General features: G+C 70.0%; 18 protein-coding genes. 13 read left to right on the forward strand and 5 right to left on the reverse strand.

The annotated features are described in order from the left end of the window. Window positions 1-111: 111 nt before the first annotated feature. On the forward strand, window positions 112-1,050 hold the full coding sequence (locus ACQP1V_RS06440; RefSeq protein ID WP_433419831.1) for a MerR family transcriptional regulator: 939 nt from the start codon (window positions 112-114) through the stop codon (window positions 1,048-1,050). 35 nt (window positions 1,051-1,085) lie between these two features. Here the strand turns inward: ACQP1V_RS06440 and ACQP1V_RS06445 are convergent, their stop codons facing one another. Beyond that, the gene (locus tag ACQP1V_RS06445) at window positions 1,086-1,700 is read right to left on the reverse strand and encodes a hypothetical protein (RefSeq protein WP_433419834.1); all 615 of its coding nucleotides are present in this window, start codon (window positions 1,698-1,700) and stop codon (window positions 1,086-1,088) included. Between the two features lie 257 nt (window positions 1,701-1,957). On the opposite strand from ACQP1V_RS06445, the gene ACQP1V_RS06450 reads away from it, so the two are divergent. The 9 genes from ACQP1V_RS06450 to ACQP1V_RS06490 all read left to right on the forward strand — a co-directional run bounded on the left by ACQP1V_RS06450 (window position 1,958) and on the right by ACQP1V_RS06490 (window position 9,999). Next, window positions 1,958-2,527: a hypothetical protein gene (locus tag ACQP1V_RS06450; protein WP_433419837.1), complete on the forward strand. Its 570-nt coding sequence runs from the start codon at window positions 1,958-1,960 to the stop codon at window positions 2,525-2,527. Window positions 2,528-2,621: 94 nt separating this feature from the next. After that, window positions 2,622-4,421: a glycosyltransferase family 2 protein gene (locus ACQP1V_RS06455; protein ID WP_433419840.1), complete on the forward strand. Its 1,800-nt coding sequence runs from the start codon at window positions 2,622-2,624 to the stop codon at window positions 4,419-4,421. Between the two features lie 68 nt (window positions 4,422-4,489). Next, on the forward strand, window positions 4,490-5,512 hold the full coding sequence (locus tag ACQP1V_RS06460) for an energy-coupling factor ABC transporter permease (protein ID WP_433419842.1): 1,023 nt from the start codon (window positions 4,490-4,492) through the stop codon (window positions 5,510-5,512). Window positions 5,513-5,549: 37 nt separating this feature from the next. Then, complete coding sequence (cbiQ, locus tag ACQP1V_RS06465; protein WP_433419844.1) at window positions 5,550-6,314, forward strand: cobalt ECF transporter T component CbiQ; 765 nt, start codon at window positions 5,550-5,552, stop codon at window positions 6,312-6,314. Beyond that, on the forward strand, window positions 6,311-7,060 hold the full coding sequence (locus ACQP1V_RS06470) for an energy-coupling factor ABC transporter ATP-binding protein (protein WP_433419846.1): 750 nt from the start codon (window positions 6,311-6,313) through the stop codon (window positions 7,058-7,060). Before cbiQ ends, ACQP1V_RS06470 begins: the two co-directional genes overlap by 4 nt. Before the next feature lie 64 nt (window positions 7,061-7,124). Continuing rightward, window positions 7,125-7,469, forward strand: a complete 345-nt coding sequence (locus ACQP1V_RS06475; protein ID WP_067130196.1) for an STAS domain-containing protein — start codon at window positions 7,125-7,127, stop codon at window positions 7,467-7,469. A gap of 33 nt (window positions 7,470-7,502) precedes the next feature. Then, window positions 7,503-8,282 carry an SDR family oxidoreductase gene (locus tag ACQP1V_RS06480; protein ID WP_387408019.1) on the forward strand — a complete coding sequence of 260 codons (780 nt, stop codon included), beginning with the start codon at window positions 7,503-7,505 and terminating at the stop codon, window positions 8,280-8,282. 13 nt (window positions 8,283-8,295) lie between these two features. After that, window positions 8,296-9,060, forward strand: a complete 765-nt coding sequence (locus ACQP1V_RS06485) for a crotonase/enoyl-CoA hydratase family protein (RefSeq protein ID WP_433419849.1) — start codon at window positions 8,296-8,298, stop codon at window positions 9,058-9,060. 309 nt (window positions 9,061-9,369) lie between these two features. After that, window positions 9,370-9,999 carry a rhomboid family intramembrane serine protease gene (locus ACQP1V_RS06490; RefSeq protein WP_387408023.1) on the forward strand — a complete coding sequence of 210 codons (630 nt, stop codon included), beginning with the start codon at window positions 9,370-9,372 and terminating at the stop codon, window positions 9,997-9,999. Between the two features lie 151 nt (window positions 10,000-10,150). Here the strand turns inward: ACQP1V_RS06490 and ACQP1V_RS06495 are convergent, their stop codons facing one another. Together ACQP1V_RS06495 and serC are read right to left on the reverse strand one after the other, a co-directional pair. After that, window positions 10,151-10,702: a TIGR00645 family protein gene (locus ACQP1V_RS06495; RefSeq protein ID WP_387408025.1), complete on the reverse strand. Its 552-nt coding sequence runs from the start codon at window positions 10,700-10,702 to the stop codon at window positions 10,151-10,153. A gap of 149 nt (window positions 10,703-10,851) precedes the next feature. Then, on the reverse strand, window positions 10,852-11,964 hold the full coding sequence (gene serC, locus ACQP1V_RS06500; RefSeq protein WP_433419852.1) for a phosphoserine transaminase: 1,113 nt from the start codon (window positions 11,962-11,964) through the stop codon (window positions 10,852-10,854). Between the two features lie 127 nt (window positions 11,965-12,091). On the opposite strand from serC, the gene ACQP1V_RS06505 reads away from it, so the two are divergent. Then, the gene (locus ACQP1V_RS06505; RefSeq protein WP_433419855.1) at window positions 12,092-13,042 is read left to right on the forward strand and encodes a hypothetical protein; all 951 of its coding nucleotides are present in this window, start codon (window positions 12,092-12,094) and stop codon (window positions 13,040-13,042) included. Window positions 13,043-13,173: 131 nt separating this feature from the next. Here ACQP1V_RS06505 and ACQP1V_RS06510 read toward each other — a convergent pair whose 3' ends face one another. Further along, a complete protein-coding gene (locus ACQP1V_RS06510) occupies window positions 13,174-14,280 on the reverse strand; it encodes a citrate synthase 2 (RefSeq protein WP_387408030.1) in 1,107 nt (368 codons plus the stop codon). A 170-nt stretch (window positions 14,281-14,450) separates the two neighbouring features. Here ACQP1V_RS06510 and pdxH point away from each other — a divergent pair, with 170 nt between their 5' ends. Continuing rightward, on the forward strand, window positions 14,451-15,095 hold the full coding sequence (pdxH, locus tag ACQP1V_RS06515) for a pyridoxamine 5'-phosphate oxidase (protein WP_067130172.1): 645 nt from the start codon (window positions 14,451-14,453) through the stop codon (window positions 15,093-15,095). 24 nt (window positions 15,096-15,119) lie between these two features. Here pdxH and ACQP1V_RS06520 read toward each other — a convergent pair whose 3' ends face one another. Then, window positions 15,120-15,692 carry a UdgX family uracil-DNA binding protein gene (locus ACQP1V_RS06520; RefSeq protein WP_387408032.1) on the reverse strand — a complete coding sequence of 191 codons (573 nt, stop codon included), beginning with the start codon at window positions 15,690-15,692 and terminating at the stop codon, window positions 15,120-15,122. A 116-nt stretch (window positions 15,693-15,808) separates the two neighbouring features. Between ACQP1V_RS06520 and ACQP1V_RS06525 the strand changes: the two genes are divergently transcribed. Then, the gene (locus tag ACQP1V_RS06525; protein ID WP_433419858.1) at window positions 15,809-16,513 is read left to right on the forward strand and encodes a metal-dependent transcriptional regulator; all 705 of its coding nucleotides are present in this window, start codon (window positions 15,809-15,811) and stop codon (window positions 16,511-16,513) included. Window positions 16,514-16,587 lie beyond the last annotated feature (74 nt).

A 16,587-nucleotide genomic window follows, 5' to 3' on the forward strand; every position in this document is an offset into this window, starting at 1 on the left:
GAGATCCCCGCCGACTCTCAGCCCGTCAACGGTGGCCGAGGATGTTCAGAACGCGAGGATCTGAGCGATAAGGATTGAGTCTCCAGTAAGGGGAGACGCGAGGGTGAGGGCATGAACGGCGACACGCTCTACTCGATCGGTGACCTGGCCCGGCGCACCGGGCTGACGGTCAAGGCCATCCGGTTCTACTCCGATCGCGGGATCGTGCCGCCGACCGACCGCACCCCGGCCGGCTACCGCCGCTACGACGTGGACGCCGTCGCCCGCCTGGAGCTCGTACGGACACTGCGCGACCTGGGCGTGGACCTGCCCACCATCCGGAAGGTCGTGGACCGCCGGATGTCGCTCCCGGAGGTCGCGGCGCGGCACGCCGACGCCCTCGCGGTGCAGATCCGTACGCTCCGACTGCGGCGCGCGGTGTTGACGGCGGTGGCCAGGCGCGGGTCCACAGCTGAGGAGACGGATCTCATGCACAAGCTGGCCAGGCTCTCCGAGGACGAGCGCCGACGCCTGATCGACGATTTCCTCGACACCGTCTTCGGCGACCTGGACGTGAATCCGGAGTTCTCCGGGATCAGGCGTTCGATGACTCCCGAGCTGCCCGACGACCCTGAGATCGAGCAGGTCGAGGCATGGGTGGAACTGGCCGAGATGTCGCGGGACCCGGACTTCCGCGCGAGCATCCGGCGCATGGCCGAGCACCACGCCGCCGAGCGGGCCGAGGGCCGGAGCGTCGGCGTCCGTCGCGACCCGGTCGCGGCGGTCCGGGACCTCGTCGCTCCCGCCCTGGCGGCGGGTGTCCCGCCCACCTCGCCTCGGGCCGACGCCGTGGTCGCGGCCGTCATGGACGAGTACGCCCGGGGTCTCGGCCGGCCCGACGACCTCGACCTCCGCCGTCGGCTGCTGGACCGGCTGGAGGCGGCGAACGACCCGCGCAGGGACCGGTACCTGCGCCTGCTCGCCGTGATCAACGGATGGCGGGCCCCGGAAAGCCCGGTGCCGATGCTCGACTGGTTCGTCCCGGCCCTCCGCGTACGGATGTCCGGCTGACCTCATGGGTGACCGCGGTCGCCGGGGCGGCCGGATCAGTCGGCGCATCCGCGTGACGCCCGCCTCTCGGCGGCCATCTCGTCGACGGTCTTGGACGTGTAGTCCGCCTGCGCCTGCTGCTCGGGGATGTACCGCCAGCGTCCGCCTTCGTACCTGAACTGGTAGGTGAACGCGGCCAGCAACTGGGTCACCTGGACATCGGCGTCGTCGCCGTCGAGGGTGACGCCCTTGATCTCGAAACGCATATTCTCGGCGATCGGCTTGCACAGCTCGAACATGCGGAGGTAGTCGTCCCGCGCGATCAGCTTCTGCGCGTCCGCGGTCCAGGAGTCCCAGAACTGTCCGTACGCGCCGGACGAGTAGAAGTCGAGCGTGGTCTGGGCCGCCTGCCGGACGCCGGCCTCGGTTCTCTCCTCGGCCGCGTCCTGACCGACAGAGGGTTCCTGGTCGAGCGCGGGTTCCTGGCTGACAGGGGGCGGGGACCGCTCTTCCATCACGAGGTTCGGGCCGTCGCTCTTGTCGCGGCCCGCTTCCGGGAGGGCGGGCGGAGTCGACTCCGGGTTGAGGACGAGCACGATCGCCACCGCGGACAGGGCGATGATCACGGCGGAGACGAGCGAGACGGCGATGACAGCGAGACGCGACGACACGGTGGCTCCAAAACGATCAAGAGGCCTGCGAGTGAGACGCGCGAGAGCGCCATATGGTTCGCAGTCCGCCACCCGCGCTCGCTCCGCCGCCGCGAAACGCAGCCGGGCGCGCTTCGCCACCGCCAAAACGCCGTCGCGCTCGTTTCATCATCAAACGGCACCTGTCACGTGTCCGGCCTCCGTGGAGTTCCGCAACGGCGATTCTCATCTCTCGATAAATACATTTAAACGCCGATATTTCCAGCTACCGTGGTCCGGTGGAAAAACCAAGTGGAACGCCCCGCGACGTCTGGTGGTGGCTGTGGGTCGTCGCGCCGCCGATCCCTGCGGCGGTGCTGACGCTTCTCGACGCGACGTTCCCGGGCGGATCACTTCTTCGGCTCCTCACTGTCGCTGCCTGGGTATTCGCGTTCTTCGCCTGGGTGGTGGTGCTCGCGCTGTCCGGCATCCGGACGCGCGTGGCGCTTCTCGTCACACCCGTCGTGGCGGCGACGACGTGGGGGCTCGCCGCGACCGAGATTCCGTTTCGTGGTGCTTTCGCCCTTTCTGAGGCTGCCTTGACGAGCTTCGTGAAATCGCTGCCGATCGAACCCGAAGAGAAGCCGTCTGATACCGAAGGGAGCGCGTCATTCAGGCTCGTGGGGCTCTACATCGTCGGCGGATGGAGCCGTCGTGCTGGAGCCGCCCATATCGGCGTCGTCGGTGGCGGGGGAGTGCTCGAGCAGTGTGGGCTCACGTACCTGACCGGTGACCGGATAGAGGACTACGACTACTCGTCCGTACGGCCGCTGCACGGCGGCTGGTACGCCGTCTGCTCGGCCGACTGAACCCCGGGGAGCCGCCGTACGGGGTGGGGGTGAAAGGTCAAGACATGGCCATTGGCGCCTTATGGCGCGGGCCGCCGTCACATAATGATTCGTGATGGAGACGGAGAGTGAGTACCCGGTCGACGTCAGCATCCTGGTGCCGACGTACAACTGCCGCGCGTACCTCGACCGGTGCCTCGTCTCCCTGCTGATCCAGCGCGTGAGCAAGGAGATCGTGGTCGTCGACGACGGCTCGTCCGACGACACGCGGTCGCTCCTGGACCTGTACGCCGCCCACCACCCGGGCGTGATCAGAGTGATCTACCAGGAGCACTCCGGCACTCCCGGCAGCCCGCGCAACCGCGCGCTCGCCCACGCCCGCGGCCGGTACGTCTTCTTCTGTGACGCGGACGACTACCTGGGGCCGGAGTCGCTGAGCCGGATGCTCGCGACGGCCGACCGCAACGCGGCCGACATCGTCCTCGGCAAGATCGTCGGCCACGGCCGCCGGGCGCCGGAGTCGATGTTCCGCGAGAGCGCCGACCAGGTCACCCTGCTGGGCAGCACGGTCTACAACAGCCTGCTCTGCTTCAAGCTCTTCCGTCGCGAGATGCTCGAACGGTACGGCATCCGGTTCGACGAGACGCTGCGGGTCGGCGAGGACATGGTCTTCACCTCCCACGCGTACTGCCACGCCGAGGTGATCTCGGTCGTCTCCGACTACGACTGCTACCACCTGGTCTCCCGGCCGGACGGCGGCAGCATCATGCAGGAGCAGGGCAGCCGCGACCCGCTCGCCTGGCTGCGGATGGCCCGTGTGCCGATCGGGCTGATGGCGCGGCACGTCCCGCCCGGCCCGCTCCGCGACCACCTGCTGCTGCGGCATTTCCGGCTCGACGTTTTCGGCCAGCTCGGCGCGCCCCTCCTGGCCGCTGACGAGGCCGACCGCGAGAAGATCGCCTTCGAGGCCGCCGACATCTGCGCCGAATGGCTCACCGAGGGCGTGATCGAACGGCTCGGCGCCGCCGACCGGCTGCGCGTCGAGTCCCTGCACGACCTCGATCTGCTCGTACGGCTGGCCCGCGTCGAGACGGCCGCCCTCCACCACCGGCTGACCACGCTCGAATGGGACGGCGACCGCCTGGTGATCGGCGGGCACGTCTCGCTGGAGGGGTTCGAGGGGGAGGCCTCCCTCCTGCTGCGCGAGCGCGCCTCGCGCCGGGAGAGGCGGGTCCCGATCACGCGGGTGGCCGACCTGTTCAGCGTCTCGATCCCGGTGGCCGCGCTGCCCTCCGGCATGTGGGACGTGTACGCCGCCGTCGACTGCGAGGGCGTCCGCAGGCTGGCCCGGCTCGGGAGCGAGCGCGCGCCCGGTCTCGACCGTCCCGCGCCGCGCTTCACCTCCGGCATCGTGGCGCTGCCGTATCTCACCCGGCAGCACGGCAACCTGAGCGTGGACGTCGGCGGGCATCTGGCCCGCGTCCCCGTGTCCGTACGGCTCGCGGAGGCGGGGTGGGTGCGCGACGGGCTGCGGGTGGACGGCGTCGTCGAGGTGGCGGGCGAGCCCGCCGCGGTGGCCGTACGCCACCTGATCTGGCGGGAGCGGCGTTCCGGGCGCGAGTGGCGCGCGGCGGCCACGCAGACCGCGGCGGGGGCGTTCCGCTCGGTGACCCGATGGCCCGCCGCCGGGACCTGGGACACCTACCTGGAGCTTGACGTGGGCGGGCCGCCCGTCCGCTTCCCCGTCAAGATCGGCGATCTGGGGCGGCTGCCGGCCCCGGCGACGTGGTGGAGCGGCCTGGCGCGGTGGAGCGCCCGGCCCTACGCCACAGCGGTCAACCGCAGGCTCAGCGCCTCGGTGCGCGCCGTCACGCCGCTCACCGTCCTGCGCCGGCTCCTTCATCGCACCCGCTAATGCGAACTGTTTGCAACTGCTAGGCCATGTCCTAAAGTTGTGGCAGACGCGCATTTCGGAGGCTCGCTGTGCATGTACCCGATGGGTTCTTCAACGCTCCCGTTTCCATCGCAGCAGGCGCCTTCGCCGCCGCGGGCGTGGCCGTGTGCCTCAAGGGCGCCCGAAGCGAGCTGAACGACCGGACCGCCCCGATGGCGGGCCTCGTCGCGGCGTTCATCTTCGCCGTCCAGATGCTCAACTTCCCCGTCGCGGCCGGAACCAGCGGCCACCTGCTCGGAGGGGCGCTGGCCGCGATACTCGTCGGGCCGTACACGGCGGTCCTATGTGTGGCGGTGGTCCTGCTGGTGCAGGGCTTTTTCTTCGCCGACGGCGGGCTGACCGCGCTCGGCGTCAACATCACCCTGATGGCGATCGTGACCTCGGTCGTCGGCTGGGCCGTCTTCCGCCTGATCACCCGGGCCGCGCCACGCGGCCGCGCCGCCGTGGTCGCCGCCTCGTTCGTCGCGGCGGCGGTGTCGGTGCCGGTCTCGGCGCTCGCCTTCACCCTGTTGTTCTGGGTCGGGGGGACCGCGCCGATCGACGTGGCGGCGGTGGCCGCCGCGATGGGCGGCGTCCACGTCCTGATCGGCCTGGGTGAGGGCCTGATCACCGCGCTCACCATCAGCAGCGTCCTGGCCGTCCGGCCCGACCTGGTGTACGGCGCGGTCGGGCTGGGCCGCAGGCTGGTGCTGCGGACCGCCGACGGCGAGGTCCCGGTCGAGGAGCCGGCCCCCGCGCCGAAGGGCGGCCTGCGGCCGATCCTGATCGGTGGCGGCCTGATCGCCGTGCTGCTCGCCGGGTTCGTCTCCTTCTACGCCTCCGGCTCGCCGGATGGGTTGGAGCGGGTGGCCGCGGACAAGGGCTTCAACGCGGGCGAGCAGGAGAGCGGCGTCGCGCACTGGCCGCTCGCCGACTACGCCGTCAAGGGCGTGGAGAACGAGCGGCTGTCCCTCGGGATCGCGGGTGTCGCCGGGGTCGGGCTGACCGTGCTCGCCGGAGGCGCCGTCGTCTACACGGTGCGGCGCCGCAACCGGGACAAGGCCGAGGCGTGATCTCTCCGAGGCGCGCGCCCCGGCGAGGAAGCCGGCCGTGAGCGCGGGCCATCACCACCAGCTCTACCGGCCGGGCGACTCCGTGGTCCACCGGCTGCCGCCGCAGTGCAAGCTGCTGGCCGCGGCCGGATTCGCCGTCGCGGTGGTCGCCACCCCGCGCGAGAGCTTCTGGGCCTTCGCCGTGTACGCCGTCCTGCTGGCGGCCGTCGCCGCCGCGGGGCGGGTGCCGCCCGGTTTCGTGCTGCGGCGCATGGTGATCGAGGTGCCGTTCGTGGTGTTCGCCGTCGCGATCCCGTTCATCGGGCTGGGCGAGCGGGTCGAGATCCTCGGCGTTCCGCTCAGCGTCGAGGGGCTGTGGGCGGCGTGGAACATCCTGGCCAAGGCCACCCTCGGCGTGGTCGCCTCGATCCTGCTCGCGGCCACCACCGAGCCGCGGATGATGCTGCTCGGCGCGCAGCGGCTGCGGCTGCCGCAGCTCCTGGTACAGATCGCGATGTTCATGCTCCGCTACATGGACGTGATCATGGACGAGATGCGCCGGATGCGGATCGCCCGCGAGTCCCGTGGCTTCGTCGCCCGGGACGCCCGGCAGATCCCGGTGCTGGCCAAGTCGGCCGGCGCGCTGTTCATCCGCTCGTACGAGCGGGGCGAACGGGTGCACCTCGCGATGCTCAGCCGCGGGTATACCGGAGAGATGCCGATAATTCGTGATCTGTCGGCATCGCTTCGGCAGTGGAGCACCGCGGGACTGCTCCCCGGTCTCGCCGTGGCGACGGCCGTACTCTCCTGGAGCCTCTCGTGACATCTCACCCCGTTCCCTCTCTGGAGGTCGGCGGCCTGGCCTACGCGTACCCCGACGGCACGCAGGCGCTGTTCGGGGTGGACCTGACGATCGGGCGGGGGGAGCGGGTCGCCCTGCTCGGCCCCAACGGCGCGGGCAAGACGACGCTGGTCATGCACCTCAACGGCATCCTCACCGCCGGGCACGGCTCGGTCCGCGTGGCCGGGCTGGACGTGCGCGCGGACACGATGAAGGAGATCCGCCGCAGGGTCGGACTGGTCTTCCAGGACCCCGACGACCAGCTCTTCATGCCGACCGTCCGCGAGGACGTCGCGTTCGGGCCGGCCAACCTCGGGATGCGCGGCGCCGAGCTCGACCGGCGGGTCAATGAGGCCCTCGATCACGTCGGCATGCTCGACGCGATCGACCGGCCGCCGCACCACCTGTCCTTCGGTCAGCGCAGGCGGGTCGCGGTGGCGACCGTGCTCGCGATGGAGCCGGAGATCCTCGTGCTGGACGAGCCGTCGTCCAACCTCGACCCCGCCGCCCGGCGCGAGCTGGCCGAGATCCTGCGCAACCTGGACGTGACGGTGCTGATGGTCACGCACGACCTTCCGTACGCGCTGGAGCTGTGCGAGCGGTCGCTCATCCTGTCCGGCGGCGTGATCGCGGCCGACGGTCCGACTCGCGACCTGCTCACCGACGCCGACCTGCTCGCCGCCCACCGGCTCGAATTGCCGTACGGCTTCGCCGTCCCGGCCCTTTGATCACTATCGTGAACTTCGCCCACGGTGATGTCGAAGTAAAGTGGCCTCGCTGAGGAGGTCCACGATGAAGCTGCGGCTCGCGCGTCGATCGCTCTCGGGCGCCGTCGTCGTGGTCGTCGCGGGAGAGCTCGATCTGTTCACCGCCCCGATACTGCGCGATGAGGTACGCGACGCGATCATGCAGGACGGCGCGACCATCGTCCTCGATCTCGCCGAGCTGTCCTTCATGGACTCCAGCGGGCTGAGCGTGCTGATCGAGGCGTGGCGGCTCGCGACGAGCGAGGGCGGGGGCGTCTGCCTGGCCGCGCCGCAGCCGCCAGTGGCGCGCATCCTGCGGACGACCGGGCTCGACCGGCGCATGAAGGTCTATGCCGACGTGGACACCGCTATTTTGACCCACCCTGAGTAGAACTTCATTCGGTTGTCGCGTTAAGGTCCGGCTATGGATCTCAACGGAGCAGCAGCGATCATTTCGGGCGGTGCCAGCGGCCTCGGTGAGGCGGCGGCACGCGCGCTGGCGGGCGCCGGCGCGACGGTGGTCATCGCCGATCTGAACGCGGAGCAGGGCAAGGCGATCGCCGACGAGCTCGGCGGCGTCTTCGTCCAGACGGACGTGTCCGACGAGGCGTCGGTGCAGGCGGCGGTCGACGCCGCGGTCGCCACCGGCAAGCCGCTGCGCGCGGTGGTCAACAGCGCCGGCATCGGCTGGGCGGCCCGCACGGTCGGGCGGGACGGCTCCCCGCACGACCTCGCGTCCTACCGCAAGGTCATCGACGTCAACCTGATCGGCACCTTCAACCTCATGCGCATCGGCGCGGCGGCGATGGCCAAGACCGAGCCGGTGGACGCCGACGGCGCGCGGGGCGTGGTCATCAACACCTCCTCCGTCGCGGGCATCGAGGGCCAGACCGGCCAGGTGGCCTACTCCGCGTCCAAGGGCGGCATCATCGGCATGACCCTCCCTGCCGCCCGCGACCTCGCGGCGGTCGGCGTGCGCGTGCTCACGATCTGCCCGGGGATCATCGACACCCCGATCTACGGCAAGATCGGCGACAAGAACGCCGATGAGTTCAAGGCCAAGCTGGCCGCGCCCGTGCCGTTCCCGAAGCGCATGGGACGCCCGTCGGAGTTCGCCCACCTCGTCCGCAGCCTGATCGAGAACGACTACATGAACGGCGAGGTCATCCGGTTCGACGGCGGCATCCGCTTCCAGCCCAAGTAAGCAAGGGGATCACGTGTCCGACGAGGTTCTCGTAGAGGTCGACGGCGGCGTCGCCGTCGTCACGATCAACCGTCCTCAGGCCAGGAACGCGATCAACGGCCCGGTGGCCCGGGGGATCGCCGCGCTGATGGACGAGCTGGACGAGCGCAAGGACGTCTCCGCCATCGTGCTCACCGGCGCGGGCGGCACGTTCTGCGCGGGCATGGACCTGAAGGGCTTCCTCAACGGTGACATGCCGGTCGTCGAGGGCCGCGGGTTCGGCGGGCTCACCGAGAACCCGCCGAAGAAGCCCCTCGTCGCGGCGGTCGAGGGGTACGCCCTGGCCGGCGGCTTCGAGCTGGTGCTCTCCTGCGACGTCGTCGTCGCGTCCGAGGAGGCCAAGTTCGGGCTGCCCGAGCCCAAGCGCGGTCTCGTCGCCGCCGCGGGCGGCATCATGCGGCTGCCCCGGCGCATCCCTTACCACGTCGCCATGGAGATCGCCCTGACCGGCGACCACTATCCGGCGGCCCGGCTGTACGAGCTGGGCCTGGTCAACCGGGTCACCCCGGTGGGCGGCGCGCTCGCCGGAGCCCTGGAGCTGGCCCGCGCCATCGCGGCCAACGCCCCTCTGGCGCTGGCCGCGACGAAGAAGATCGTGGTCGAGTCGGCCGACTGGTCGCGGGAGGAGATGTTCGCCAGGCAGGGCGAGATCGCCAACCCGGTCTTCGGCTCCGCCGACGCGATGGAGGGCGCCGCCGCGTTCGCGGAGAAGCGCGCGCCCAGGTGGACCGGCGCCTGACGCCGTCGCCGCGTCCCCGTCCCCTCCGGCCGCCCGCCGAGGGGACGGGACCCCACCCCGAGCCCGCGCGAGCGCCAGGAATCATTACGGCACGAAACCATCACGCGAGGGGCGCGGCGGTGTCTGGACTGAGGAACGAGTGGGGAGCGAGGGACGAGCGGCTCTGCGAGGGGCGCGGCGGTGAAGTAACTGAGGAGCGCCCGGAGCGAGGAACGAGTGAGGACGTGACGAGGGCACGAGCCGACTTCGGGCGCCCCGAGCCGCGCGAGCGGAGCGAGCGCAAATAGACACAGCACGTACCGTGAAGAGATGAACGATTCCGGGGAACCGGTTCCCCCTCCCGGTCGGTCGGCCCGTGACCGCGTCGCCGGTCTCCTGAGCGGCGCTCTCGGCAGCGTGATCGTCATGACCGTCCTCCTGGGCGCCATGTGGGCGGTCGAGGTCGTGGACTACGTCGAGGACGGCGCGCTCGACCAGTACGGCATCGTCGCGCAGGAACCCCAGGGTCTGCCCGGCATCCTGTTCGCTCCGTTCCTGCACGACGGGTTCGGCCATCTGATGGCCAACTCGGTGCCCTTGCTCATCCTGGGCTTCCTGGCCGCGATACGCGGTGTCGGCAGGTTCCTGTGGGCCAGCCTCATCGTCGTTCTGGTGAGTGGCGCCGGCGTCTGGCTGACGAGCCCGCCGGGCACGCTCACGGTCGGCGCCAGCGGCCTCGTCTTCGGCTACTTCGGGTACGTCGTCGCGCGCGGCCTGTTCGACCGGCGCGCCCTGGACATCCTGCTCGGCGTGGTCGTCGCCGTCCTGTACTACTCGATCCTGTGGGGCGCGCTGCCGGGCGAGCCGGGGATCTCGTGGCAGGGCCACCTCTTCGGCTTGATCGGCGGGGTGCTCGCCGCCTGGCTGCTGCGCCGCCGTGCCGTACGGGACGGGGTCTGAGGCCCGCCAGGCCCGGGAGCGTCTGACTGCGTCCAGGAGCGGCCGTCGCCCGGGGTGTGACGGGAAGAGGGTGGGCGGCGGCGCTCGGCCGTCTGCGGCGCTTCTGGGGCGCCTCCGGGCCGCCTGTGTCCCGAAGGCGCCCTTCCGTCGGTCAGTGGTCGCGGTCGTGGGCCGAGGAGTTGAGCATCCGGTCGATGAGGGCCAGCCCGATCGCGGACACGATGAACACCAGGTGGATCACGGTCTGCCACAGCATCGTGTCGGTGTTCATCTCACGAGCCCTGATGAAGGTCTGCAGCAGATGTATCGACGAGATGCCGATGATCGCGGTGGCCAGCTTGACCTTGAGTACGTTCGCGTTGACGTGGGACAGCCACTCGGGCTCGTCAGGGTGGCCCTCAAGGCGGATCCGTGACACGAACGTCTCGTATCCGCCCACGATCACCATGATGAGCAGGTTCGAGATCATCACGACGTCGATGAGGCCGAGCACGCTGAGCATCACCGACTGCTCGATGTTCATGCCGCTGGCACTGAAGTCGCCGGTGACCAGGTGCCACAGTTCGACCATGAACTGCCACACGTAGACGCCCTGGGCGACGATCAACCCGAGGTAGAGGGGCACCTGCAGCCACCTGCTGGCAAACATCAGGTATCCCAGGCTGCGCTGCCGAGCCCGCAGATCCCCCGAAGTCGTAGTCACCGTCGCTCCTGTCCCATTTCTGTGCGTTGCGGGAGAAAACTCTACGGAGGTCTGATGACTTCTTTGCCCGCCGGGCACGGGCCCAGGCATGCCGCGGGCCGGCACGCGCGCTGGCGTGCCGGCCCGGTGGCGTCCTGGACGGGAGCTGATCAGAGGCGCTCGACCACGTAGTCGACGCAGCCGGTCAGCGCCTCGATGTCGGCCGGGTCGATGGCCGGGAACATCGCGATGCGGAGCTGGTTGCGGCCGAGCTTGCGGTACGGCTCGGTGTCGACGATGCCGTTGGCGCGCAGCACCTTCGCCACGGCGGCGGCGTCGATCGACTCATCGAAGTCGATCGTGCCGACCACGTTGGACCGCTGCGCCGGGTCGGTGACGAACGGCGTGGCGTAGGAGCTCTTCTCCGCCCAGGTGTACAGCCGGGAGGCCGAGTCGGCCGTGCGCGCCGTCGTCCAGGCCAGGCCGCCCTGGGAGTTCATCCAGTCGATCTGCTCGGCCAGCAGGAACAGCGTGGCGAGCGCCGGGGTGTTGTACGTCTGGTTCTTCGTGGAGTTGTCGATCGCGACCGGCAGGCTGAAGAACTCGGGGACGTAGCGGCCGGAGGCGGTGATCTCCTCGACCCGGGCCAGCGCCGCGGGCGAGAACAGCGCGATCCACAGGCCGCCGTCGGAGGCGAAGCTCTTCTGCGGGGCGAAGTAGTAGACGTCGAACTCCTCGGCCGAGACGGGCAGGCCGCCCGCGCCGCTGGTCGCGTCGACCAGGACCAGCGAGCCGTCGTCGCCGACGCGCTTGATCGGCATGGCCACGCCGGTGGAGGTCTCGTTGTGGGTGAGCGCGTAGACGTCGACGCCCTCCTCGGCCACCGCCGTGGGGTGGCTGCCCACCTCGGACTTGATCACCGTCGGCTCGCCCAGCCAGGGCGCCTTCTTGACCACGGTCGCGAACTTGGACGAGAACTCGCCGAACTGGAGGTGCTGCGACTTCTCGCGCACCAGGCCGAAGGCGGCGATGTCCCAGAACGCGGTGGTGCCGCCGTTGCCGAGGACGACCTCGTATCCCTCGGGGAGGGAGAACAGCTCGGACAGGCCCGCGCGCACCCGGCCGACCATGTTCTTGACCGGCTTCTGGCGGTGCGAGGTGCCCATGATGCTCGCGCCGGCTCCCGCGAGAGCGGAGAGCTGCTCGGGGCGTACCTTCGAGGGCCCGCAGCCGAATCGGCCGTCGGCGGGCTTGATGTCAGTGGGAATCACGATGTCAGCCACACATCCAGCGTAGTGAGCCGCGGCCATGGCCTAGACCCAGGTCCGCAATGTGAGACATCATGGTGTGCCACAGCAATTGATCATGCACTGAGCCGAAACAAGCGGTTCCGTCCGGGAGACACCCGTCGTGGCCGATCCGCATGACGCCATTGAGCAGCTCGTCCACAGGCCGTGGTTCTGGCGTGCCGATCAGCCCCTTCCCATCATCGTCGTCACCGGTCCGGACGGGGGCGCCACCGAGGCGGCCGCGCGGCTCGCCGCGCCCTTCCAGGACGTCGTCCCGCACGCGTCGGTGGAGTCCGGTGAGTACGGCACGCTGTACGACCTGGTGGCGGCCCTGGCGGGTGAGCACGGGCAGCTCGGCAAGCCGGTGCCCGGGTCGTTCCTGCCGCCGCCCCGCTTCCCGCTCGTCCAGTTCGTCCTGTGGGCCAGGCGGCAGCGCGACGACCGGCCCGCCGACGACGACGCGCGGGACGGAGCCGGCGCCGCCGGCCGGTGGCCGCCCACCCCGCACTCGCGCACCGGCCAGGACGAGTTCAAGGAACGGGTCAAGGCGTGGCGCAGGGCCCGGTTCGGCGGCGACCGGAACCGCAGGACCGCGGCGGACTTCATCGGGCGCGCGGCCACCACCTGGGTGCCGCTGGGCACGCTCGCGGTGTGGCTGGCCGGCGGCGCGTCGGACCTGGTGGGCCTGATCCCGTGGGCGCTCGGCATCCTTGTGGCCCTGTCCGGTACGGCGTTGCAGGCGGTGCTGTCCATCAGGGGATCGTTCTTCAACGGCTGGTTCAGGCGGCAGCCCTACCTGACGAGGCGGCGGTTCGAACGGCTGCCCAGATACGCCCTCCGGCTGGCCAACGCGAGCGACGACGAGATCGACCGGCTGCTGATCCACGCCTTCTGCCAGGACCTCCGGCAGGCGTACCAGAGGTGGATCATCCCCTGGCCGAGCTGGCGGCGGTCGAGGAGTACCAGCACACGGTCACCAGCACGCCGCGGCTCCGGGTGCTGGTCGCGAACTCCGGCGACAACCTCCGGCAGGGGCGACGCGCCGCCGAGCGAGCAGTCCGGCCGCCCCTGACCGCGCCGTCCGCGCGTCCGCGCGTCCGGGGGGAGAAGCCTCTCGGGAGAGGCCGGAAAACGGAAACGGCCCGCACCGGATGTGCGGGCCGAATCGGGGAGACAGCCGACGGGACGCCGGCCGTGTTCAGCTCAGATCTTGTCGATGACTTCGGCCGCGCCGGGGACGTCGTTGATCGAGCGCTGGGAAGGGCCGACGTAGTTGGCGCTGGGGCGGACCAGCCTGCCCGTGCGCTTCTGCTCGAGGATGTGCGCGGCCCAGCCGGCCGTGCGCGCGCAGGTGAACATGGAGGTGAACATGTGGGACGGAACCTCGGCGAAGTCGAGGACGACCGCGGCCCAGTACTCGACGTTGGTGGCGAGCACGCGGTCGGGCTTGCGGGCGTGCAGCTCCTCCAGAGCGGCCTGCTCCAGAGCGGCGGCGACCTCGTAGCGCGGCGCGCCCAGCTCCTTGGCCGTACGGCGCAGCACCCGGGCGCGGGGGTCCTCGGCCCGGTACACGCGGTGACCGAAGCCCATGAGCCGCTGGCCCTTGTCCAGCTCGGCCTGGACGTACTTCTTGGCGTCGCCGACCTGCTCGACGCCCTCGATCATGTGCAGCACGCGGGCGGGGGCGCCACCGTGCAGCGGACCGGACATCGCGCCCACCGCGCCCGACAGGGCGGCGGCGACGTCGGCGCCGGTGGAGGCGATCACACGGGCGGTGAACGTGGAGGCGTTCATGCCGTGCTCGGCCGCCGAGGTCCAGTACGCGTCAATGGCCTTGACGTGCTTGGGATCCGGCTCGCCACGCCAGCGGACCATGAACCGCTCGACGATGCTCTGCGCCTCGTCGACGCGCTTCTGCGGAACCATCGGCAGGCCCAGGCCACGGGCGGACTGCGCCACGAACGACAGCGCGGTCACCGAGGCGCGGGCGAGGTTGTCGCGGGCCTGGGCGTCGTCGATGTCGAGAAGCGGGCGGAAGCCGTACGCGGGGGCGAGCATCGCGAGCGCGCTCTGCACGTCGACGCGGATGTCACCGGAGTGGACAGGAACGGGGTAGGGCTCGGCCGGAGGCAGTCCCGGCTGGAACTCGTTGTCGACGAGCAGGCCCCAGACGTGTCCGTACGAGACACGGCCCACGAGTTCCTCGATGTCGACGCCCCGGTAGCGAAGGGCGCCCCCTTCTTTGTCCGGTTCCGCGATCTCGGTCTCGAAAGCCACCACGCCTTCGAGTCCGGGTTTGAAGTCGGACACTTCGGCCGCCTCCCTCTCTTGTGAAGTCAAAAGCCTTGATGTCGAGATACCGGCGGGTCAATTTAACCCGCAGGGTTCCACTGGGTTCCCGCCGGTCCCTATGAAACGCCGTTGTCCCTGGTAGGGGCTGATGCAGGCGTCCTCTGTCAAGCGCGCAACAATACCGTTCCGTGGACACCGCTTCTCATCTGCCCGGCCTCCGGCACAGCTACGAGGGCGAACCCCTGCTCGAATCCGGCCTCGCCGACGACCCGGTGGGCCAGTTCGCGGTGTGGTTCGCCGACGCGGTCGAGGCCGGGCTGCCCGAGCCCAACGCCATGATCGTGGCCACCAGTTCCGCCGGTGGCCGGCCGTCCGCGCGCACTGTCCTGTTGAAGGGCTTCGACGAGCGCGGCTTCGTCTTCTTCACCAACTACGAGTCCCGAAAGGGCCGCGATCTCACCGAGAACCCGCGGGCCTGCCTGCTCTTCCCGTGGCACCCCATCCGCCGCCAGGTCCGCATCGAGGGCCGCGTCGTCCGGGTGTCCCGCGAGGACTCCGACGCCTACTTCCGCTCCCGCCCGTACGGCTCCCGCGTCGCGGCGTGGGCGTCGCGCCAGTCGGCGGTGGTGCGGTCCCGCGAGGAACTGGACGAAAGGTACGCGGCGCTGGCCGAGCGCTGGCCGGAGGATCCGCCGACACCGGACTTCTGGGGCGGGTTCCGGGTCATCCCGGAGGAGATGGAGTTCTGGCAGGGGCAGACCGACCGGATGCATGACCGGCTTCGCTACCGGCGGGCCGGCACGGGATGGGTTCTGGAGCGCCTCGCGCCCTGACCCTCGTGGGCCACGCGACGCCGTTCAGGGCAGCGCGGCGGCGACCCGGAGATCGGAGAGGAAACCGGCGTAGGCCGCGTCCCTGTCCGGCGCCCGGAGGATCGACGAGGGATGCACGGTGGCGAGGTAGAAGCCGCCCTCCGAACGGGGGAGGGGCCGTCCGCGCTCCCGGGTCACCCGGAACGCGGGACCGAGCAGCGCGCGTGCTGCGGTGGCGCCGAGGACCACCGTGATCTCCGGGTTCACCAGGCTCATCTCCGCGGTGAGCCACGGGTGGCACGCGTCGATCTCGGCGGCGGTCGGCTTCTGGTGGATCCTGCGCTTGCCGCGCGGCTGGAACTTGAAGTGTTTGACGGCGTTGGTCACGTAGACGGTGTCGCGGTCGATGCCCGCCTCCTCAAGGGCGCGGTCCAGCACATGGCCCGCGGGGCCGACGAACGGCGCCCCCTGGCGGTCTTCCTGATCCCCCGGTTCCTCGCCCACGAGCATGTAGCGGGCGTCCGGAACGCCCTCTCCGAAGACGGTCTGTGTGGCGTTCCGGTAGAGGTCGCATCCCTGGCACCGGCGGGCGGCCTCACGTAGCGCGGGGAGGCTCATCTCCCCCGGAAGAAAACGTTCCGCACCGATGTTTGCCATCCCATGTCGCTTCCCCAATAGGGTCGGCTGCGAACACATCGGAAGCTCGTAGCATCGATTACAGGACGGGAGGAACGTTGACCGCACACGGCCTGATCGATACAACCGAGATGTACCTCCGGACGATCTTCGAGCTGGAGGAGGAGGGCATCGTTCCGCTGCGCGCGCGCATCGCGGAGCGGCTCCAGCAGAGCGGCCCCACTGTCAGCCAGACGGTCGCCAGGATGGAACGCGACGGGCTGGTCAAGGTCGAGGGCGACCGCCATCTGAGCATGACCGACCTCGGCCGCACCCTGGCGATCAGGGTCATGCGCAAGCACCGCCTCGCCGAGTGCCTCCTGACCCAGGTGATCGGGTTGCCGTGGGAGGAGGTGCACATCGAGGCGTGCCGCTGGGAGCACGTGATGTCGGAATCGGTGGAGACGCGCCTGGTGGGTCTCCTCGACAACCCCACCGCGTGCCCGCATGGCAACCCCATCCCGGGGCTCGGCGAACTGGGCGTAGAGCAGCCCGGTTCGGTCAAGGACGATCAGGTTCTGTCCCTGGTCGATCTGGCCGGACCCAGGGACGTACCCGCTGTAGTGCGCCGAATTAGCGAACAAGTGCAAAGCGATCCCGCCGTGATGCTTAAACTCAAGCAAGTTGGGATACAACCCGGACGCGAGGTGACGCTCGCGGCGAGCGATGACGGTGTACGGGTGACGGGTGACGGTGAAGCGGAGATCGACCTTGTGGAACTTCCGCGCGACGTCGCCGCGCACGTCTTCGTCACGAGACGATGATCGAATTCGTTTGGTGAGTCACAACAGGGAGCCCCTCCTCTCTCGTCAGAACCCAGCCTCTGTTCAGGCAGGAG

This window comes from Microtetraspora malaysiensis (genome assembly GCF_050947145.1).
GTDB lineage: Bacteria > Actinomycetota > Actinomycetes > Streptosporangiales > Streptosporangiaceae > Microtetraspora_A > Microtetraspora_A malaysiensis.

Bases quoted from the DNA above. Each gene is read 5' to 3' on its own strand.
- ACQP1V_RS06455 (WP_433419840.1), top strand. From the start codon at position 2,622: ATGGAGACGGAGAGTGAGTACCCGGTCGACGTCAGCATCCTGGTGCCG.
- ACQP1V_RS06520 (WP_387408032.1), bottom strand. From the start codon at position 15,692: ATGAGCCTCCCCGCGCTACGTGAGGCCGCCCGCCGGTGCCAGGGATGC.
- ACQP1V_RS06475 (WP_067130196.1), top strand. From the start codon at position 7,125: ATGAAGCTGCGGCTCGCGCGTCGATCGCTCTCGGGCGCCGTCGTCGTG.
- ACQP1V_RS06440 (WP_433419831.1), top strand. From the start codon at position 112: ATGAACGGCGACACGCTCTACTCGATCGGTGACCTGGCCCGGCGCACC.
- ACQP1V_RS06480 (WP_387408019.1), top strand. From the start codon at position 7,503: ATGGATCTCAACGGAGCAGCAGCGATCATTTCGGGCGGTGCCAGCGGC.
- ACQP1V_RS06490 (WP_387408023.1), top strand. From the start codon at position 9,370: ATGAACGATTCCGGGGAACCGGTTCCCCCTCCCGGTCGGTCGGCCCGT.